General features: G+C 54.1%; 13 protein-coding genes. 7 read left to right on the top strand and 6 right to left on the bottom strand.

All coding sequences use genetic code 11. The features are described from left to right. Positions 1-2: 2 nt before the first annotated feature. Positions 3-1,016 carry a UDP-N-acetylmuramate dehydrogenase gene (gene murB / locus IPI29_01045; protein MBK7411127.1) on the top strand — a complete coding sequence of 338 codons (1,014 nt, stop codon included), beginning with the start codon at positions 3-5 and terminating at the stop codon, positions 1,014-1,016. Here murB and IPI29_01050 read toward each other — a convergent pair. Further along, the gene (locus IPI29_01050) at positions 1,003-4,734 is read right to left on the bottom strand and encodes an ATP-binding cassette domain-containing protein (GenBank protein ID MBK7411128.1); all 3,732 of its coding nucleotides are present in this window, start codon (positions 4,732-4,734) and stop codon (positions 1,003-1,005) included. The genes murB and IPI29_01050 overlap by 14 nt on opposite strands. Here IPI29_01050 and IPI29_01055 point away from each other — a divergent pair. Together IPI29_01055 and IPI29_01060 are read left to right on the top strand one after the other, a co-directional pair. After that, the gene (locus IPI29_01055) at positions 4,733-4,870 is read left to right on the top strand and encodes a hypothetical protein (protein ID MBK7411129.1); all 138 of its coding nucleotides are present in this window, start codon (positions 4,733-4,735) and stop codon (positions 4,868-4,870) included. The two genes, IPI29_01050 and IPI29_01055, sit on opposite strands and share 2 nt — an antisense overlap. Before the next feature lie 132 nt (positions 4,871-5,002). Next, positions 5,003-5,491, top strand: a complete 489-nt coding sequence (locus IPI29_01060) for a hypothetical protein (protein MBK7411130.1) — start codon at positions 5,003-5,005, stop codon at positions 5,489-5,491. Positions 5,492-5,569: 78 nt separating this feature from the next. On the opposite strand, the gene IPI29_01065 is transcribed toward IPI29_01060, so the two are convergent. Genes IPI29_01065 through IPI29_01080 form a run of 4 tightly spaced genes read right to left on the bottom strand, consistent with a single transcriptional unit; the run spans position 5,570 to position 10,590 of the window. After that, on the bottom strand, positions 5,570-6,142 hold the full coding sequence (locus IPI29_01065) for a TIGR00730 family Rossman fold protein (GenBank protein ID MBK7411131.1): 573 nt from the start codon (positions 6,140-6,142) through the stop codon (positions 5,570-5,572). Continuing rightward, on the bottom strand, positions 6,139-6,879 hold the full coding sequence (locus tag IPI29_01070) for a TIGR00730 family Rossman fold protein (GenBank protein ID MBK7411132.1): 741 nt from the start codon (positions 6,877-6,879) through the stop codon (positions 6,139-6,141). Before IPI29_01070 ends, IPI29_01065 begins: the two co-directional genes overlap by 4 nt. Next, positions 6,876-7,088 carry a hypothetical protein gene (locus tag IPI29_01075; protein ID MBK7411133.1) on the bottom strand — a complete coding sequence of 71 codons (213 nt, stop codon included), beginning with the start codon at positions 7,086-7,088 and terminating at the stop codon, positions 6,876-6,878. The genes IPI29_01070 and IPI29_01075 overlap by 4 nt, the downstream gene beginning before the upstream one ends. Positions 7,089-7,113: 25 nt before the next feature. Next, the gene (locus IPI29_01080) at positions 7,114-10,590 is read right to left on the bottom strand and encodes a hypothetical protein (protein MBK7411134.1); all 3,477 of its coding nucleotides are present in this window, start codon (positions 10,588-10,590) and stop codon (positions 7,114-7,116) included. A 189-nt stretch (positions 10,591-10,779) separates the two neighbouring features. Here IPI29_01080 and IPI29_01085 point away from each other — a divergent pair, with 189 nt between their 5' ends. Genes IPI29_01085 through IPI29_01095 form a run of 3 tightly spaced genes read left to right on the top strand, consistent with a single transcriptional unit; the run spans position 10,780 to position 13,828 of the window. Beyond that, positions 10,780-12,252, top strand: a complete 1,473-nt coding sequence (locus tag IPI29_01085; protein MBK7411135.1) for an FAD-dependent oxidoreductase — start codon at positions 10,780-10,782, stop codon at positions 12,250-12,252. Beyond that, a complete protein-coding gene (ubiE, locus tag IPI29_01090; protein ID MBK7411136.1) occupies positions 12,249-12,944 on the top strand; it encodes a bifunctional demethylmenaquinone methyltransferase/2-methoxy-6-polyprenyl-1,4-benzoquinol methylase UbiE in 696 nt (231 codons plus the stop codon). Before IPI29_01085 ends, ubiE begins: the two co-directional genes overlap by 4 nt. Continuing rightward, complete coding sequence (locus tag IPI29_01095) at positions 12,941-13,828, top strand: 1,4-dihydroxy-2-naphthoate polyprenyltransferase (protein MBK7411137.1); 888 nt, start codon at positions 12,941-12,943, stop codon at positions 13,826-13,828. Before ubiE ends, IPI29_01095 begins: the two co-directional genes overlap by 4 nt. A 15-nt stretch (positions 13,829-13,843) precedes the next feature. Here the strand turns inward: IPI29_01095 and IPI29_01100 are convergent, their stop codons facing one another. Continuing rightward, positions 13,844-14,302 (bottom strand): hypothetical protein, encoded by a 459-nt coding sequence (locus IPI29_01100; protein ID MBK7411138.1) that lies wholly within the window; start codon positions 14,300-14,302, stop codon positions 13,844-13,846. A 116-nt stretch (positions 14,303-14,418) separates the two neighbouring features. On the opposite strand from IPI29_01100, the gene IPI29_01105 reads away from it, so the two are divergent. Then, the gene (locus IPI29_01105; protein ID MBK7411139.1) at positions 14,419-18,903 is read left to right on the top strand and encodes an esterase-like activity of phytase family protein; all 4,485 of its coding nucleotides are present in this window, start codon (positions 14,419-14,421) and stop codon (positions 18,901-18,903) included. Positions 18,904-18,907: the final 4 nt, after the last annotated feature.

Raw genomic sequence — 18,907 nt, forward strand, 5'->3', positions numbered from 1 at the left:
CCATGACACCAACTCCCAGCGTTGACCTAGCCCCCTACACGACCTTTGGGATCCATGCTGTAGCGGAGTATTTCGTTAGCGTAACAACCATTGATACGCTTCTAGAGGCGATATCATGGGCACGCACACGAGGTGCATCGTTTCACATTCTTGGCGGCGGAAGTAACGTCCTTATCTCAGGAGACGTGCAGGGGCTGGTGATCCATATCCGGCTGCAAGAACGTTCTGCCAGTGTTGAGGGTGACGTGGTTACGGTACGCTCCGGAGCAGGGGAGAATTGGCACCAAGTGGTTACATGGACCGTTGAGCGAGGATGGGCCGGACTTGAGAATCTGGCCCTGATCCCGGGAACGGTGGGAGCTGCACCAATGCAGAACATCGGAGCATACGGCGTTGAACAGTCGGCGTGTTTCCATGAACTCGACGCGATGAATGCCGACACCGGAGAGATCAAAACGTTCACCAAGGACGACTGCAACTTCGGCTATCGCGAGAGCATCTTCAAGCGTGAGTTGCGAGACAAATGTGTGATAACCTCGGTAACGTACCGACTCTCCACAGTGCCAACGATTCGCGCATCATATAAAGATGTCACCGAGGAGTTAGCCGTGCGTGGTATCACGCAACCAACCATCATGGATGTCTACTCCAGTGTTGTTGCGATACGTACCCGTAAACTCCCGGATCCAAAGGTGATCGGCAACGCCGGATCGTTCTTCAAGAATCCGGTGGTGAGTGCGCAGAAGGCAACAACACTCCATGAATCGCATCCGTTGTTGCCGGTCTATCCGCAAGCCGACGGATCATCGAAACTCGCGGCAGCATGGCTCATCGATCAGTGCGGCTGGAAGGGCGTTCGAGAGGGTGATGCAGGAGTCCACGCCAATCAGGCACTTGTGCTTGTAAATCACGGCTCTGCTGAAGGTGCGCAGATCATCGATCTGGCTACACGTATTCAGCAGAGCGTGTTCGACAGGTTTGGTGTTGAGCTCGAGCGTGAGGTCAACGTTTGGTGATGTTCACCACTCTGCCCTGAGACAGCTCCACACGCAGGTCCGCATCGGCAACCGTATCGAGACGGTGTGCGATCACCAGTACCGTTACATTCGCAAACTCCTCACGGATCGTTCGCTGGATCACAGCGTCCGTTGCCAAGTCAACACTTGCCGTTGCCTCATCGAGAACGATGATGCGCGCACGTGTGAGGATGGCACGAGCAAGGCAGAGAAGCTGACGCTGACCCTGCGAGAAGTTCGCACCACCTTCCAACACGGCTGAAGACAGACCGTTCGGCAGGGAACGAATGTGGTCGGCAAGCTGTACCCGACGCAACGCTTCCCACACCTCATCGTCCGAACATTCCGAGAATCGATCGAGATTGATCCTCACCGTTCCGATGAACAATGTTGGATCCTGCGGAATGATGGCAAGACTTCTGCGCAGTCGCTGGAGAGGCACAGAAGTGATGTCCACTCCGTCAACCATGATCGTCCCCGACTCTGGTTCTACGAATCGGAAGAGTGTCTGGAAGAGTGTACTCTTGCCCGACCCGGTACGTCCGGTAATGCCAACCTTCATCGCCGGTTCAACGCTGAAGCTCACATCATGCAGCACGCGCGGAAGATGCGAGGCATAGCGCACGCAGACGTCCTTGAGCTCCAAAGCCCCCTTTGTTGGCCACTCCACATCATCGGACAGCACCGGCAGGGATGTGGTCTGTGGTTCCTGTTCAAGTGTTGCATAATATCTGAGTCGTTCTACCGACGTCATGCGAGACTCCACTTCACTGAAGGCTCGCACCGTCCAATTCAAACTCATCCAAAAGCTCAACGCATAGGTCAGTACCAATCCTGCAACACCGGGTGAAATGCCCCCTTGCCATGCAAGAACAAGGATGGCCACGCTCGTTGCCAGTCCAACAAAGCCACTGATGATGGGTACACGCGTGCTGAACCACCGGTTAAGCATGATGCTGCACCAGAAGGCTCGTTGATATCCGGCCAAGATGTTGTGGTAGGTATCGATGAAGAATGCTTCGCGACCAAATCCATGGATCACATCAAGCCCCGTAACAAGCTCCTTGAAATGAGCGTAGCGTGGTGAACGTGCAATAGACTCCAACCGTTTTGCCTCACGCGCACTGAGTCGATAATCGCGCTGCAAGCGATAGTAGAGGAACAACACCGGAACGATCACGACGATGATGATCGGCATCACGGCAAGGATCAGGACAAGTGCACCAACGGTTTGAGCAAGCGACTTGAACGACTGTTCGATGTTCCACGAGAGCTGATCATCAACGGCCTCAACATCACGCGCAAAACGGTTCAATACGCGACCCATCGGCGTGCTGTCAAAGAACCGCAACGGTGCGGCCAATACTCCAAGCAACGCCTGATCGTGAATGATCCGTCCGGCAGCCGCAGCACGGTACAGCCAGAGCAGACGTTCCCCATACCATCCCGTCAGCACGATGATGCCAAGGATGCCATAGGTGATCACCGCAGCACTAGATGCAGATACGTCGATACCGATGAGCGCAACAACGCTGCCCCATATACCATGTGTGCCTTGAGATACGGACGTGCTGAATGTATCGGTCCAATATCCCAACCACGATGTTTGAATGATGGGCAGGATCGTGATCCCAATTGCAGTACCGATCAAGGCAATGAGGATAAAGGGGCTGAGCATTGGCCTACGTCCGATCATCGCTCGCAGGTATTCCATGTAGACACCCGTGCGCACGGCACCCGTGGCACGATCTTCGTCTTCGGTAAGACGCGACGAATCGTGCTGGACCTCATCCGGCAACGTATGCATGGCGCTAGGAGGCGCGAGTGGCTCCATTGGCTGCGGGTGAGCAACGGAATGCTCCACGGAGACCAGCGCCGATTCCACAAGTTCACGCACAGCATCATTGGTCATCACCTCGGTATACGAACCGGAGGTAACCACCTGCCCCTTATCAAGAAGGACGATAACATCGAACAATGCGAGGTGTGCAAGACGGTGCGTCACAACAATGCGCGTGACGTTCTTCCACTCGCCAAAGAGCAGGCGAGTGACAAGGATGTCTTCCGTATCGCCATCCACGGCGGAGAGCGGGTCATCAAGGTAGACAATGCCTGGACGGTGGAATGCAGCGCGTGCAAGTGATACGCGCTGCTTCTGACCGCCGGAGAGATTCACACCACGTTCACCGATCTCGGTGGAGAGTCCGGCAGGCATCTGCGCAAGATCTTGTTCGAGTGCACACACATGCAAGGACGATGCGAGTCTGTCAGCATCGTTCTCATCACCGAACACGATGTTCTCGCGAACGGTAGCATTGAGAATGAATGCTTCTTGCGGTACGTATCCCGAGCGTGGACGAATATCCGATGGCAGGTTCGGGAAGGTTGCCTTTCCGTGTTGTGTAACGTGAAGTCCGGCAAGTGTGCGCAACAACGTACTCTTCCCGGCACCCACCGTACCAATGATGGCTACACTTTGTCCGGCAGCAATGTTCAGCGTGATATCTCGCAACGCCGGCTCTGCACCATCAGGATATTGCATGGTAAGCCCCGTGCAAGAGATCCCAACAGCTTGGGAAGGGGCGGAGAGTGGACGCTCATCTTCCCGTCGGACCGGTGCGCTGAAGTAGGCGTGGAGTCGGGTAGCCGCAACACGTGCATGCTGCAGATTCGCAAGGAGGTGACTCACCATACCGAATGGCTCTTCGAGCATGGCAAACAAGGCCAAGCAGGCGAAGACCAACGGGGCATTGAGAATGCCGCCACCGAGCACGTAGGCGCCGAATCCGGCAAAGGCAACGAGCGTGGTGGTGGAGATGAAGATCACGGTGCTCACAGCGTCGGTGCGCACGATCTTCACGCGGGTGTCAACTTCGCGGGAGCGAACGGAGGCAACCTCTGCGCGGACGCTATTCTCCCATGCATGGAACTTGACAACGCGGATCCCTTGTAGGATCTGCGACATCAGAGTCACACGATCATCTCGGAGCCCCATAATCACATGATCGAGCTTACGATACCGTCGAGCAACAAGGATCGTCATCGGCGATACGATCATCAGCGTAGCAATGGCAGCCAACGTAGCAGCACCCAAGAAGTACCACAACACAACCAGAACAGCCAGAGTTTGGAGGATCGTATTGGTGAATTCCGGAATGATGAACATGCTCTCTGCCATGGCGTCCGTATCACTCGAAAGGTGATTGACCATGTCACCGGTCTGCATGCCGGCGCGTGCCGATCTGCGCAGCCGAAGTGCATGGTGGACAACACGCTCATTGAAGCCGTTCATGATCAGGGCAAATCCCTGCAAGGCATTGAAGTACCAATGCTGCTGAAACAACGCGCCGATCATTCCCATGAGGCCAAGTGCCACCGCTGTGAGGACGGCACTAAGCGGCAAGGATGCAGCACCAGTCACACTCGGGAGCATTGTGAGCAGCGTATGCAGCAACAACGGAGTGGTGATGCCGATGGCCAGTTTCAGCACCGTGAGTGTGATGATCCTACGTGCCGGCGCGCCTGTAGCAGCGAACGTTGCAAAGAAGAACGGCCAGAAATGATCGGTCTTCAGGTCGGCAAAACGCGATGAGACATTCCGCGGATCGAGTTCAGGCGGAAGGGGCGGAGCATCGTCCGGAGAGAGAGGTCGTTGTCGGCCGATCCTGATGATCGGCGCAGCGTTGCGAAAGAATGGATCCGAAAAGAAGGAAAGCATGACGTCGTTCAAGTTGCGAGGAGAAGAAGACCGGTACCTCTCGCAACGACGTCTGATGGATCAGCGCTGCGGAACAGGTACCACGATGGTTGGTCGAATTGGTTTCATCGCGGTTGATTCAGTGGAACAAGAGTGAGCTACGGCAATACCACGCATCAATAAATATGCCAAAATGGCAGAACACGGAAGTCAGTGTGTGATGGCTTCATAATGAAGGTGATGTCGTAGCTTTGCGTCGAATTTTCATTACTCAAAACAGGTCAGACCAATGCGTATTCTCGTTCTCTCTTGTATGATCCTCGTCGGATCGGCTCTTACTTCGTACGCTCAGCTCTCAACGGAAGAGATCGCCATTGTGCAGAATCTCTTTGGAATGGAAAAGCGGGCCATCATCACGCAGGTGATCAAGATGACGCCAACGGACTCCGTTGGATTCTGGCCGTTGTACGAGAAGTATGAGTCGGACCGCAAGGATCTCGGAAAGCAACGCATCACGATCATCCAGTCATTTGTGTCAAAGTATCCTGCTCTTTCGAACGAAGAGCTCAACGACCTGATGGATGATGCTCTGGAGCTTGATGCAGACCAGCACGATCTTATGGAGTCATACTACAACAAGATCAAGAAGGCCGCATCCCCAATGGTTGCAGCTCAGTGGCTTCAGATCGAATCCTATATCAACGTATCGGTGAAGCTTGCTATCCAAGAGAAGCTCCCGTTCATCGGTGACATCAAGCTCAAGGCACCGAAGAAGTAAACCTTCTGATATCGGTTTAGAAAACGAAAAAGGGTCAGTGTTCACACACTGACCCTTTATTATTTCTTGGGAGGGGCGTCATACAAGATCGAGGTGGTCTCCGAACTGACTCGTTGTGATCAATGCTAGAGTATCGAAGAGTTCATTCACGTCATCGGAAACATGTAGCAGGGAGGCATGGCGATCCTGCACGAATCCGTCTGAGCGCATTCGATCGATCATCGCAACAAGAGGGTCGTAATACCCTTTGACGTTCAGTAGTCCGAGGGGACGTGCGTGGAGTCGGATCTGTCTCCAGGTGAGCGCCTCAAAGAGCTCATCAAGTGTTCCAAACCCACCCGGAAGAGCGACGAGCAGATCCGAACGCTCGATCATCAGTGCCTTGCGGATATGCATGGATTCCACCTCAATAAGCTCCGTGCAATCTGCGAGAGCGATCTCCTTGGTGGCGAGGAACGTAGGAATGATCCCGGTCACGGTAGCCCCGTTCTCCAAGGCCGTGCGAGCCACTGTGCCCATCAGACCAATGTTGCCCCCACCATAGATCAAACTCCAACCGCGTTCTGCAATGGCGAGTCCAACCGCACGGGCAGCCTCTTCGAAGGCAGGATCCGTGCCGCTGCGAGAGCCGCAATACACGCAGACGTTCATGAGCGAGGGATGAAGAGCTGTTGTTTGAGACCGAAACGTTTCACGACGCGCTTGCGAAGGAAGTCCTCTGCTTCATCAAGACTGTCCGTTACGAAGAAGTGGTCGAGATCGTTTGGAGAGATCGTTCCATACTTCAGCATCGTGTCGGCCATGGTGCGCATCATCTCTTGATAGTAGTCCTTGCCGATGATCACCACCGGAAAGTGGGTGATCTTCTTGGTCTGCATCAGCGTAACGGCTTCAAACAGCTCATCCATCGTCCCAAAACCACCGGGCATCACCACAAAACCAAGGGAGTATTTCACGAGCATCACCTTCCGAACGAAGAAGTGCTCGAACTCGATCATCAGGTCGAGCCATGGATTGGCGTTCTGCTCAAACGGTAGCTCAATGTTAAGCCCAACACTCTGGCCGCCGGCTTCTTTAGCTCCACGGTTAGCGGCTTCCATAATACCCGGACCGCCCCCTGTTAAGACCGTAAAGCCCATCTCTGCCAAACGTCCGCCAACCGCACGGGCCTTCTCGTAATACTCGTGCCCTTCCGGAAAACGGGCAGAGCCGAAGACTGTGATACATGGTCCGAGGAAGTGCAGGACGCGGAACCCGCGAATGAACTCGCGCAAGACCCTGAGCACAAATCGAAACTCGCGCCATCGAGAGTGTGGCCCGTCGAGGAACTCACGTTCCGCAGTTGCTCCGGCCGATGGAGGAAGGACCTTCTTCACGGGTTCGTTCATAGATCTGTTAACACGGTGAACAGAAAGGGAAGGATCGCGAGGGAGAGAAGGCAGGCCACGATGCGCATGATATAGGTCATCTGCTGACGTTGGCGCTCTTCGTCAGTTAGGTCAATATCCACGGCCCTGAGTCGACCGATCTTCTTGAAATTGATCCACGCAAACCAGACGATACTCATGGTGACGATGGAGAGAACGATGTGCTGCATGGAGGAAAGTTACGGAGTTACGGGGTTACGGGGTTACGATGAACATGTGATGGATTTGAGAAGTGCTGGTGTTGGATGAGCGAAGCAGATATGTTCCGCCGGCCAGGGTGCCGGCATGAAGGCGGAAGGTCACTGGAAAATCGGACGATTGAGTGAGGGCGGGGAGTGTGTGAACGATACGACCTGTTACGTCCACGATCTCCAAGGAGAGAATGCGATCTGTTCCGATTGGGGAGATCGTGAACATTGCCGCAGTGGTAATGGGGTGTGGGGCAACCACGACGCTGCTCCTCGCTATATCGGTCTGATCGACGGAGGTGGTAGGGGGCACGTAGTTCATACCGGCGATCTTCCAGATCACACCATCGATATCACTGACCCACATGGACTGATCACGTTGGTCGATCTCGATACCGCGTGCATTGATAAGCCCCTTACGATTTTCGAGGAGGAGGGTCTCCGTGATCTGAGAGAGATCGGACAATGGTATCTCAGCGACAACAGCCGTTGAAAGTTTAACCCCGGCTGGTGGAAATGCTGTGTGTGCTTGGACGAGATTGCCGAGACCGTCAGCTGCAATTCCTCGTGGACCAAATGTTGATCGAAATGGATTCGATATTGATGAACGAAGTGCACCGGTAATGGGATCCATGATCACGATCCGTTGTTCTCCGTCACGCTCGCTTCCGTAGAGATCACCATTGATGTACTCCAAACCAACGCCATATCGGCGTGCTTGAGATGGAAACGACCGCTTCACTGTTCCGAACGTATCGATCACAAACACCGTTGTTGATGTACCGTCGTAATCATCAAGTCTGTGAACGTAGATGAGCCCACTGTCACGATCGAACGAGAGATCCGTAAAGAGACTGTCACCGGCTCCCTTGATGGTGATGATATTCATCAACATCCCTAGGTCTCGTGAGAACTTGTAGAGTTTGTTGCTGTGAATGTCCGTTGTCCAGAGTCCGTTGCCACCATCGGTTGCAAGTCCATATGCCGTCCACGAACACGCATAGTTCCCAAGCACAACACCCGGCTTTAAGGCAACGATGGAGAAGGACTTGCTATCGATCGATGTGAAGGGGGCTGTTGCTGATGTCACTCGAATGCGTGCCGTTGCTGTTGGCGAGTTAGGGACGATCCATCGGATCCTGTCTGACGGATCATTCGTCGTGATCGGAAGCCACGTCTGTCCGTCATTGATGCTGTAGAAGACATTGTAGGGGGCGGTAAGCCCCTTCCATGACAGAAAAACAGGATTCTGCGGAACGAACCGTTCACCACCTGCGGGCACGACGAACATGGGATCGGTTGGAATGATCTTCAACAGTGGTGCTTCCCATACGGATCGTCCATGTGTTGCAGCACGCAGGTAGGAGAATGTTTTATCGGCCTTGAGATCAAGTACCGGTGAACGCGGAAGGCCAACACCAAACTGCGACCAGCTTCTACCGCCATCATAGGTTGCAAAGACACCGATGTCCGTTCCAACAAAGGCTACCTCGTCATCATCAGGATGAAGAACGATGGTATTCACGGGAACGTTCGGCATGTGATTCCACACCGGCCACCATGATTCACCGAGGTCAGTTGTTTTCCAGACCTGGGACGTTCCGTAGGAGGAGTACGTGATCCATGCAACGTTGCGATCGTTCCGTGCACAGGCGATGTCGCTGATGTACAAGAGACTCAAGGGGGCTTTGTGGACCGATGTCCAGGACGCGCCGAAATCTGTAGAACGAACAACATCGCCGTACGACCCAACGGCCCAGAAGAGATCATCATCGGCAGGGGAGACGGCGATCGATGTTACTGTATGCGAGAAACGAGGTGATATGGGGCGCCATGAGTCGCCGTTGTTATCGCTCATGTAGACGCGTTCACGTCCGGTGAGTAGGGTTGCCGGGATCGACGGATGAATGGCGATAGGGGCAACCCATTCTGATTCTTCTTTGAGATCAATGCCAACGGTGATACGGGCAACAGATTGTTGAGCGATTCTGATCCTGAACAGATCTCCGTCCGGACCACTGCCGTAGAGAACATTGCTGTTGGATGGATCGAGCAACGTGGTCATGCCATCGCCGCCATTGAGTGAATCCCACTCGGCATCACCATTTGTTCCAAGAGTTCCGTTGTCTTGCGTGCCGCCAAAGAGTCGACCGCGCGTTTCACGATCCACATCAAACGCATAAAACTGCGACACACTCAAGCCATTGTTGATCGGTTGATACGATGTTCCACCATCGGCACTGCGCATCATCCCACCATCATTCCCTACATAGACCACTTCTGGGTCGAGCGGATCGAATGCGATACAGTGTTGATCCACATGCGGATGACCGTTCCCATCACCGTCACTGTATCCATCCGTGGTATTGATCCAGGTGCTGCCACCATCACGCGTCATGTAGAGGTCGATTCCGCCGGCGATCACATGATCTGCATTACGAGGGTCGATGGCCAAACAGTTGTCGTAGAACCCTTGGCTCGACTTAGGCACGCAGGCACCGGAGAAGAAACACCCTTGCAGATCTTGATATTGAATACGCCAGGTGAGCCCCTTATCTGTCGACTTCGCAATGAGTGCGAGTGAGTTCATCTCCATCAACGTGTAGAGGATGTTTGGATCGGTCGTTGCCTGCTGCACCGATGCACGTCCAACCGATCCGACCAGTCCGCTCATACGTCGTTGCCACGTAGTCCCGCCGTCCGTTGTGGACATGATGCCACTATCCGGCACCGCAATGAACATGGAGTTCGGATCCGTAGCGTGCATTGTGAGATCATAGATCTGCCCTTGATACAAACGCTGCCAGGTAAGGCCTTTGTCAAGGCTCTTCCAAACACCAGCTTGCTCATTCATCCCTGCGGCAATGATCGTTGATGGGGAAGATGGCGGAATGATCACACGCGAGAATGAGCCAACGGATGTTAAACCAACCACAGACCATGAAGCCCCTTGATCGGTAGAGCGCATCAAACCTCCACCGAGATAGATGTTGGCACCAACCACCTGCTCGCCGGTCCCTGCATAGATCGTGTTGGGATCATCCGGTGCGATGCATAGTGCGCCCATTGCGATGGCATTGGCATCGTCCATGATCGGCGTCCACGAGAGTCCACCATCCGTACTCTTCCACACGCCGCCTGATGCCGCACCGATGTAGATCACATTCGATCTTGTAGGATCACAGACGATCGACTTGATCCGTCCGGCCGTTGACCGTGGTCCAAGCACCGTCCACTGCGGCTGCTCTGCAAGCACATCAACATCAAGCTTGGAAGGGGCTTTCCGCTGCACCGCATCAATGGCAACAGAACGCACGTTCGCATCCAAAACACCACCACGCGGGACCCTGCGTTTGCGCATCTCCTCGAATCGACGCAGAAGATGTTCCTTGCCCTCACGGTCCGTGCCGGCAGAGACAGCAGGCGCAGCCGTGCAGAAGGAAAGCATGAGGAGTAGGGCTGAGGCAATGGTTGTAGCGAGCATGGCGGAAGTTAGGGAATGACGTCATGCCTGCCTAGGTCCCTCGTCGCTCCGCTCCTCGGGATGACGCCGTCCAAAGTGTTTTGTGAAGGAGCGTCATCCCGAGGAGCGGAGCGACGAGGGACCTGTGAGCGTGGAGGGATCGGAAATTCACCTCGGAACCCCAGCCCCCTGCCATATGTTGCTGGCATTGTGACACACTCAACAGACTTCCTTGTACTTGGGGCCGGCTACGCCGGACTCACAGCAGCTGCGCTTCTTGCTCACGAGGGCAGGGCGGTCACCGTATTGGAAGGTCACGAAACGCTGGGTGGATGTGCTTCCTTCTTTCGGACCGGAGGGTATACATTCGATGTGGGAGCAACAACGTTCAGCGGAGTGTTGCCATCGCAACCGGCGGGGAGGGTGTTTGCCCACCTTGGACTTCAACCGGAGCTGGTGAAGCAGGATCCGGGGATGCTCATTCGCATGAAAGACCGCGACGTAGTCCGTCATGCAGCGCCGGAGAAGTGGATCGATGAGATCGCCAAACACTTCCCGCATGGAGATCAACGAGGGTATTGGGAGAGACAATACGCACTTGAGCGCAAGGTCTGGTCGATGGTGAATGATCAACCGTCATTGCCGCCAACAACCGCACGTGATTGGGCAGAGATGGTGAATGTGCGTTCCATCAAACAGTTGCCAATGGTGCCTGGACTCTTCCGTTCTGCTTCGTCGTTGATGCGCAAGTATCGCGTTGATTCAGATAGCACGTTTGTTGACTTCATCAACGAACAACTTCTGATCAGTACACAGAACACATCTGATAAAGCCCCCTACCTAACAGCGGCTATGGGGCTTACCTATCCGAGTGAAACGTATTACCCAATGGGCGGAATGTATCGTCCGGCCTTGATGCTGATGCGACATGCCACTGCACACGGCGCGCAGATGAAGTTCCGACGAATGGTCACATCCATCGATCAACTTCCGTCGGGACGGTGGAGCGTTCGTTGCGCGAACGGTGAAACGTACGAAGCATCAACCGTGATCTCATCTGTTCCGATCTGGAACATGTCGAGTCTCACCACCGGAAAAACACAACGCTATTTCGAATCGCTGTCAACACGAAATGCAGATTCGTGGTGTGCCTTCTCAATGTACTTCGCGCTCGAGGGAGTACCGAAGCTATCGAGTCAATACGTTCAGCTCCATCTCGATCGACCCATTTCCGGAGTCCATGCCTCATCGATCTTCCTCACGTTTTCACACCCTGATGACAGAGAGAAGGCCCCTGCTGGACACACCACTGTGACCGTCAGCACTCACACTCGATCAGAGGATTGGACGGGGCTTTCCCCAACCCAACATGATGAGAAGCGGGCGACAGTGATGACTGCCATTCTCGACGTGATCCAACGTCGCATGCCCGAGTGTGCCGGCCTCACACCAATCATGGTCAGTGGTGGCACACCGCACACGTGGGAGCGGTATACCAGTCGGTTCAAAGGTTTTGTAGGGGGCTTACCACACTCCATCAATCGACCGATGATCTTCATGCCTCCGAACCGGACGCCGTTCCACGGATTGTACATGATCGGCGATAGCGTCTTTCCCGGACAAGGCACTCCGGCTGTGATGCTCGGCGCGTGGAACACCGTCAACCGTATCTTTGCAGCATGAGTGAAGCTGTTCATACGATGTTCTCGGACATCGCTCCGAGGTACGACCTCGCAAATTCCATCCTTTCGCTCGGTGTGCATCACGCATGGCGGTCTCTGACCGTGAAGGAAAGTGGTGCAAAGCCGGGCGGACATGTTCTTGATTGTGCCACCGGTACGGGCGACCTCGCCCTGGCGTTCAAGCGTGCTGTTGGTCCAACAGGACGTGTTGTGGGGACCGACTTCAACGCCGATATGTTGTCCTTCGCCCCTGCAAAGGCTCAGAGAAAGGGGCTCAACGTAGAGTTCGAAGTGGCCGATGCGATGAAGTTGCCGTATGCAGATGCAACGTTCGACGTAGCAAGCATCTCCTTTGGGATCCGCAACGTGGATACGCCGGCAGTGGCACTCGGCGAGATGGCACGTGTTGTGCGTCCTGGAGGCCGCGTTGTAGTGCTGGAGTTCGGTCAGCCAAACGGTTTGATGGGCTTGACGTATCGCTGGTATAGCAAGAACATCATCCCCTTCATCGGTGGATTGGTGACCGGACATCGCGAAGCATATGAGTACCTGCCCAAGACCGCAGCCGCCTTTCCGTGTCGAGAAGAGTTTCTTGAACTCATGAAGAGCACCGGACGTCTCGTTGACTGTCGGTATCGTTCACTCACCGGTGGCATCGCCTTTCTCTACGTTGGTACGGTGCGGGCACTGTGAACGTCTGGATCATGGCGGTTCGTCCGTGGTCGCTCATCGCAAGCGCCGCACCGGTTATCCTTGCTACGGCCTTGGCCGTGGCCGATGGAACCGTGCATTGGCCAAGCCTGCCGCTGCTGTTGATCTGCGCAGCACTCATTCAAATCTCATCGAACCTCATCAATGACCTCGAAGACGCAAAGCGTGGTGCCGATGCGAAACGTGTTGGACCATTACGTGCCGTGAGCTCAGGTCTGATCAGCGCTCGCTCCATGCGCAACGTGTCGCTGATGGTCATCGTTGCAGCGTTCGTGATAGGTCAGCCCCTTGTCTTCAGAGCCGGATGGGAGATCCTCCTTATCGGCGTAGCCTGCCTCATCGCTGCATGGGCCTACACAGGCGGACCGTTTCCCTTGGCGTATCATGGTCTCGGTGATGCCGCGGCCTTCGTCTTCTTTGGACTCATCGCAGTGGTCGGCACCTACTATGTGCATGCCTGTGTATGGAGTGCAGACTCCTTCATCGTAGCGCTTGGGCCCGGCTTCCTTGCCGCAAACATTCTCGCTGTGAACAACATTCGAGACATCCCAACCGATGCCGAGGTAGGCAAACGCACATTCGCCGTGCGTATCGGTTCAACATCAGCCCGCAGACTCTACGCAGCCTTTATGCTCGCAGCCGTCATCGTTCCGTCGTACGTTCTCAGCCAAGACCGCGGCCCCTGGCTCTGGCTTCCACTGGTCTCCCTGCCGTACGGACTCTTCCTCGCATCAATGGTCCTCAAACGGACCGGCGCCGAACTCAACAAAGCCCTCGCCGGCACAGCAATGTTCTATTTGTTGTACACAGTGCTGATGTCAGTTGCGCTCGTAGCCGATAGTTACTCAGTAACCAGTAACCAGTAACTAGTAACTGCATTACTACTGGCTTAACGCTGTGTTTTCATGCGTAACATTCACCATGATCCTTGCCAGATCGCGTAGTTGCTCTGGGGTGCCGATGTTCCATGAGAACGTTTTGGTTCGCCCCATATCAGTGATGGTGATGGTGGTGACGGGGGCATCCGGGACATTGTCCAGAAAGGTGGTGTCCAGTGTGAGGAGTTTCTTCTCGCGGATGATGGTGACCAGCGAGCAGAGATCGTCCTTAGAAATGGTTCCGAACCACGTGCCCTTGAGATCGACATTGGTGCGTCCTTCATAGACCACTTGTCCGTTGCCCTTTACGGTACCCGTATAGACAGGACACTTGCCGAAACACATGCCCTTGCTGATGCTCACGGAGAAGTTGTCGGCCGTGATGTCCTTGATACAGCTGTCTGTGCTGGAGCAAGAGGTTACGATGCCGCAGAGTGCTGCGATAATGATAAGGTAATGCATTCACACCCCGTTAACATGGTTACAGAATGGTGATACGGACATTACGCTGACCCAACATACGACCCCGAGTTTTGCGCCGGTACTCTTTCACGACGTATAACATAGCGAGGTCGTTCATGAATCGATGGTTCTTTTTTGTTGTCAGCCTGATCTGCATGCTCACGGCATCGATGATCACTGTTGCACAAACAGCACAGGTGATGCAGTTCCTTGGGCGGCACACACAACGTCCGGCAACGTTTGACAAAGGCTCTGCCGAGGTTGTAACATACGACCCAGCTTCCAAGACAGCCATCATCTCTGATGCGAACGGAAACAAGATCTCGTTCATCAATGTAGCAAATCCTGCAAGTCCATCACTGATCCGCGACGTTCTCCTCACAGCCTACAATGGCATCGTGAACAGCGTAGCCGTTAAGAATGGCGTAGTGGCCGTGGCTCTCGAGGACGCTACATCAAAGTCCAACCCTGGCAAGGTGTTGTTCTTCGATATGAGCGGTGCGTTCAAGAGCTCCGTTGCTGTTGGCGCACTGCCAGACATGGTAACCTTTACCCCAAATGGTCAGCGATTGATCGTTTGTAACGAGGGTGAACCTGAAAACAACTACACCTTCGATGCCGAAGGGTCTGTGAGCATCGTCAACGTAGCCAATGTAAATGCACCAACAGTGCAGACGGTTGACTTCCGTTCGCTCAATGGCAAACAAGACTCATTGCGCGCTCTTGGCATTCGCATCTACGGCCTCAACGCAACCGTTGCACAAGACTTTGAGCCGGAGTATGCAGCCATTTCACCGGATGGATCTACAGCCTACATAACGCTGCAAGAGAACAATGCCATCGCAACCATCGATATCGCAAACGCTAGCCTCGTTCGTGTCACTGCTCTAGGATTCAAGGACTATAGCAAGGGGCTTGCCCGCTCCAAGAACTATCCATGGACGAATCGTCCGTCGATCGGTACAACGCCTGCCGGACAGACGATCTCTCTCGGTGGACTTTCGGGTCTGTGGTTCACGGGGTACGGCGCTGACACCAACAAGCTTCGATTTCTTACCCATCCAGACCGTGGTCCAAACGGTGAACCATTCACATGGCGTGGGCAGCTGCGACGTCCATTTGCACTCCCGAATCTCCAGGCAGAGGTGCTCGCCATTGAACTCGACCGTGTCACTGGCGCGTATACGATTCTCTCGCGAACAAAACTCTATCGTGCAGATGGTGTTACACCTATCTCGGGTCTTCCGAATCTCCAGGCAGCCGGACAGGGAATTGCGTTCACCGACGAACTGCCGATCGACCTGAACGGCAATGATCTGCCAAACGATCCATTTGGTGGCGATATCGAAGGTATCTCTGTAGATGCTGCCGGTACATGGTGGATGGTTGATGAATACCGTCCGGCCATCTATAACTTCAACAGTAACGGTACGCTCATCGCTCGGCACATCCCTGCTGGTACAGCAGCATCTGTTGGTGCTCCTGTGGGCACCTACGGAGATGAGACACTCCCTCGTGTCTATGCATCGCGCAGAGCAAACCGTGGATTTGAAGCGTGTGCCATTGAAGGTGATATCCTTTATGCCTTCATTCAGTCACCGATCGATAACCCCGACCTGGCAAATGATAACTCGTCTAAGGCCTCCACGTGGTGTCGCATCGTTGCCTTCAACGTCGTTACCAAGACCGTTGTTGGCGAATACCTCTATCCGATGTTCGAAAAGGCCTTCTCGTGCGATAAGATCGGTGATGCCACATCACTCGGGAATGGCAAGTTCTATGTTGTTGAACGAGATGATGCTACGGGGCTTCGTGCTCGCAAGTATGTCTTTGAGATCAATCTCAAGGGTGCAACGAACATCTTCACGAATCCACCGGTGCTTGCACCTGGTCGTACCGTTGAGTCGCTTACTTTCGCAGAATGTGCCACCCTTGGAATTCGTCCGGTAAGCAAGAAGAAGTCGATCTACCTTCCCGGGGCCGGTTACGGTAGCTGGGATAAGGTGGAAGGCATCACGCGCATCAACGCCAACACGATCGCTGTTATCAATGACAACGACTTCGGTGTTGGCGGTTCGGTCCTTCCGAATCCACCGAACGGTAGCATCACTGTGAACACTACCAACAATCCCGTTATTGGTATCATCACGTTTGATCGTCCAAACGGCCTTGATCCAAGTGACCGCGATAATGCTGCTGGTTCTGGTGCCGCCGTAAAGATCGGCAATTGGCCGGTGTACGGAATGTATCAACCAGATGCCATTGCCGCCGTTACCGTTAATGGTGAGAACTTCCTTCTTACCGCCAACGAAGGTGATGCACGTGAATGGGGTACGTTCATTGAAGAGGCACGCGTTAGTGCTTCAACGGTGATCCTCGATACACTTCTTGCGAATGCATGGCCCCTTCTCAAGACAAATCCGCAGCTTGGTCGACTGAACATCACAACCACTCTCGGTGATATTGATGGTGATGGCGACTTCGATGAACTGTACACACTAGGCGGACGCGGATTCTCCATCTGGAACGTTGATGGCAATCTGGTCTACGATTCGGGCAATGAGTTCGAAACGCGTACAGCAGGATTCTATCCATCGAACTTCAATGCCGGCCATACAACTAATTCAATGGACGACCGTTCCGACAACAAGGGTCCGGAACCAGAAGCCATCACAACCGGCTTGATCAACGACTCCACCTATGCCTTCATCGGTTGTGAGCGTATCGGGCATACGTTTATGTACAACGTGTCTGATGTTGTGGATCCGAAGTACATCGACTACATCAACTCTCGAAACCTTGCTGTTACGCCGAATCTCGCCAATGTTGACAACGGTACCGTTGGAGATCTTGGTTGTGAGGTGATCACGTTCATTCCGGCTTCGGAGAGTCCAAACAACACCGACCTGCTTCTTGCTGGTAATGAGATCAGCGGTACGATGAGTGCGTATCAGGTTCGTATTCCGCGTATCGGAACGATCCCTGCAGCAACGATCAACCACTGCATACCGGACAAGCTCACACTTACGGTTTCAGCAACCGGTCCATCGCTCACGTATCAGTGGACGAAGAATGGTGTTGACATTGCCGGTGCAACGTCATCCAGTTACAGTGTTGATGTGATCAACGCAACATTCGCTGGAAGTTATGCTTGTAAGGTAACGGCAGCAGGGGGCATGACCATTACCCCACGTGCTACACAGGTGAACGTATTCCAGCGGACGAAGATCACACTTGAACCAAAGGTCCTCACACAAGTCGATGCGGGTATCACCGTAAACCTCGCGGTTGATGCAACGAACACGGCAGGGGAGACCTATCAGTGGTTCAAGGCAGGCACAGCGCTCACGAACGGTACAAAGTATCAGGGCGCAACCAGCAAGAATCTTACGATCAAGCATGTATCGTTTGCTGACACATCAGGCAAGTACTACTGTGTGGTAACGGGTGGTTGCAGCACTGTGCGTTCGCGTGACGCACGGGTGTACATACCGGTGGTCAGCATCACGCTGCAGCCGAGAGATACAACGGTTTGCGTTGGTGACACTGTAGTGATGCGTGCAGCCGGAACATCCGTTGGTGGTGATGCTGGTGTTGGATATCAGTGGAGATACATTAACGGTCCGGACCTTGCAGATGGCGGACGTTTCTCGGGAACATCGAGTCCAACGTTGCGGATCAACGGCGTCAGAGCCGACGATGCACGTCAGTTCGTCTGTGTGGTAACCGGCTTCCCATCTCGCGTGAATAGGTTCACCAACACCGTGATGATCAATGTCCGTCAAGCCCCTTCCATCATCCGTCAACCAAGCGCTCCGAATGGCGAAACGTCAGACGTGTTGTGTGAAGGCAACCTCTTCCAGCTCGATGTGATCGCCGAAGGTGAAAACCTGTCGTATCAGTGGTATCGCGACGGACGGATGATCCCCCTTGCAGATGCTCCGCGTTATGAGTCGCGCACGCCGGGAGTCTATCGTGTCCGTATATCCGGTGCCTGTGGATATGTGGTAGAGAGCGACGTGATCACCTTGCGTGGCATCATCAAGCCAAAGGTTGGTAGCGGTTCTCCTGATCTTATCCGTGTAGAAGAAGGCAAAGGCTTTACGCTTATTGTGAACGTTGAGTCCGGTTCACTTCCTGTTACGTATCAGTGGGCAAAGGACGGACGGAACATCACCGGTGCAACAGGAGCAACCTACACGGTGGACAAGGCTTTTGCGCAGGATGCAGGGCGATATGTCTGCGTGGTGACGAACTCGTGCGGACTCGATCTCTCGAATGTGACAGAGGTTCGCGTCTTCAGGGAAGACCCAACTTCGGTTGGAGAAACCAACGAGAACGGACTTTCCGTTCGTTGTGAGCCAAATCCATTCTCGTCCACCACATCAGTTCGTGTCAGCACGGCCATTGCCGGTACCGTACGAGTTACCGTAAATGACCTGTCGGGTCGCACCGTGTATTCGCATAGCGCACAGGACCTTCCTTCAGGCGACCACACCTTTGCTCTCCAAGGGTCGGATCTTGGTGCTACGGGCGTGTACTTCGTCAGGATCGAACATCCATCGGCTACAGTTGTCCGTCGAATCGTCCTGGTGCCATAAAGCC

This window comes from Ignavibacteria bacterium, assembly GCA_016707005.1.
Taxonomy (GTDB): Bacteria; Bacteroidota; Ignavibacteria; order Kapaibacteriales; family Kapaibacteriaceae; genus UBA10438.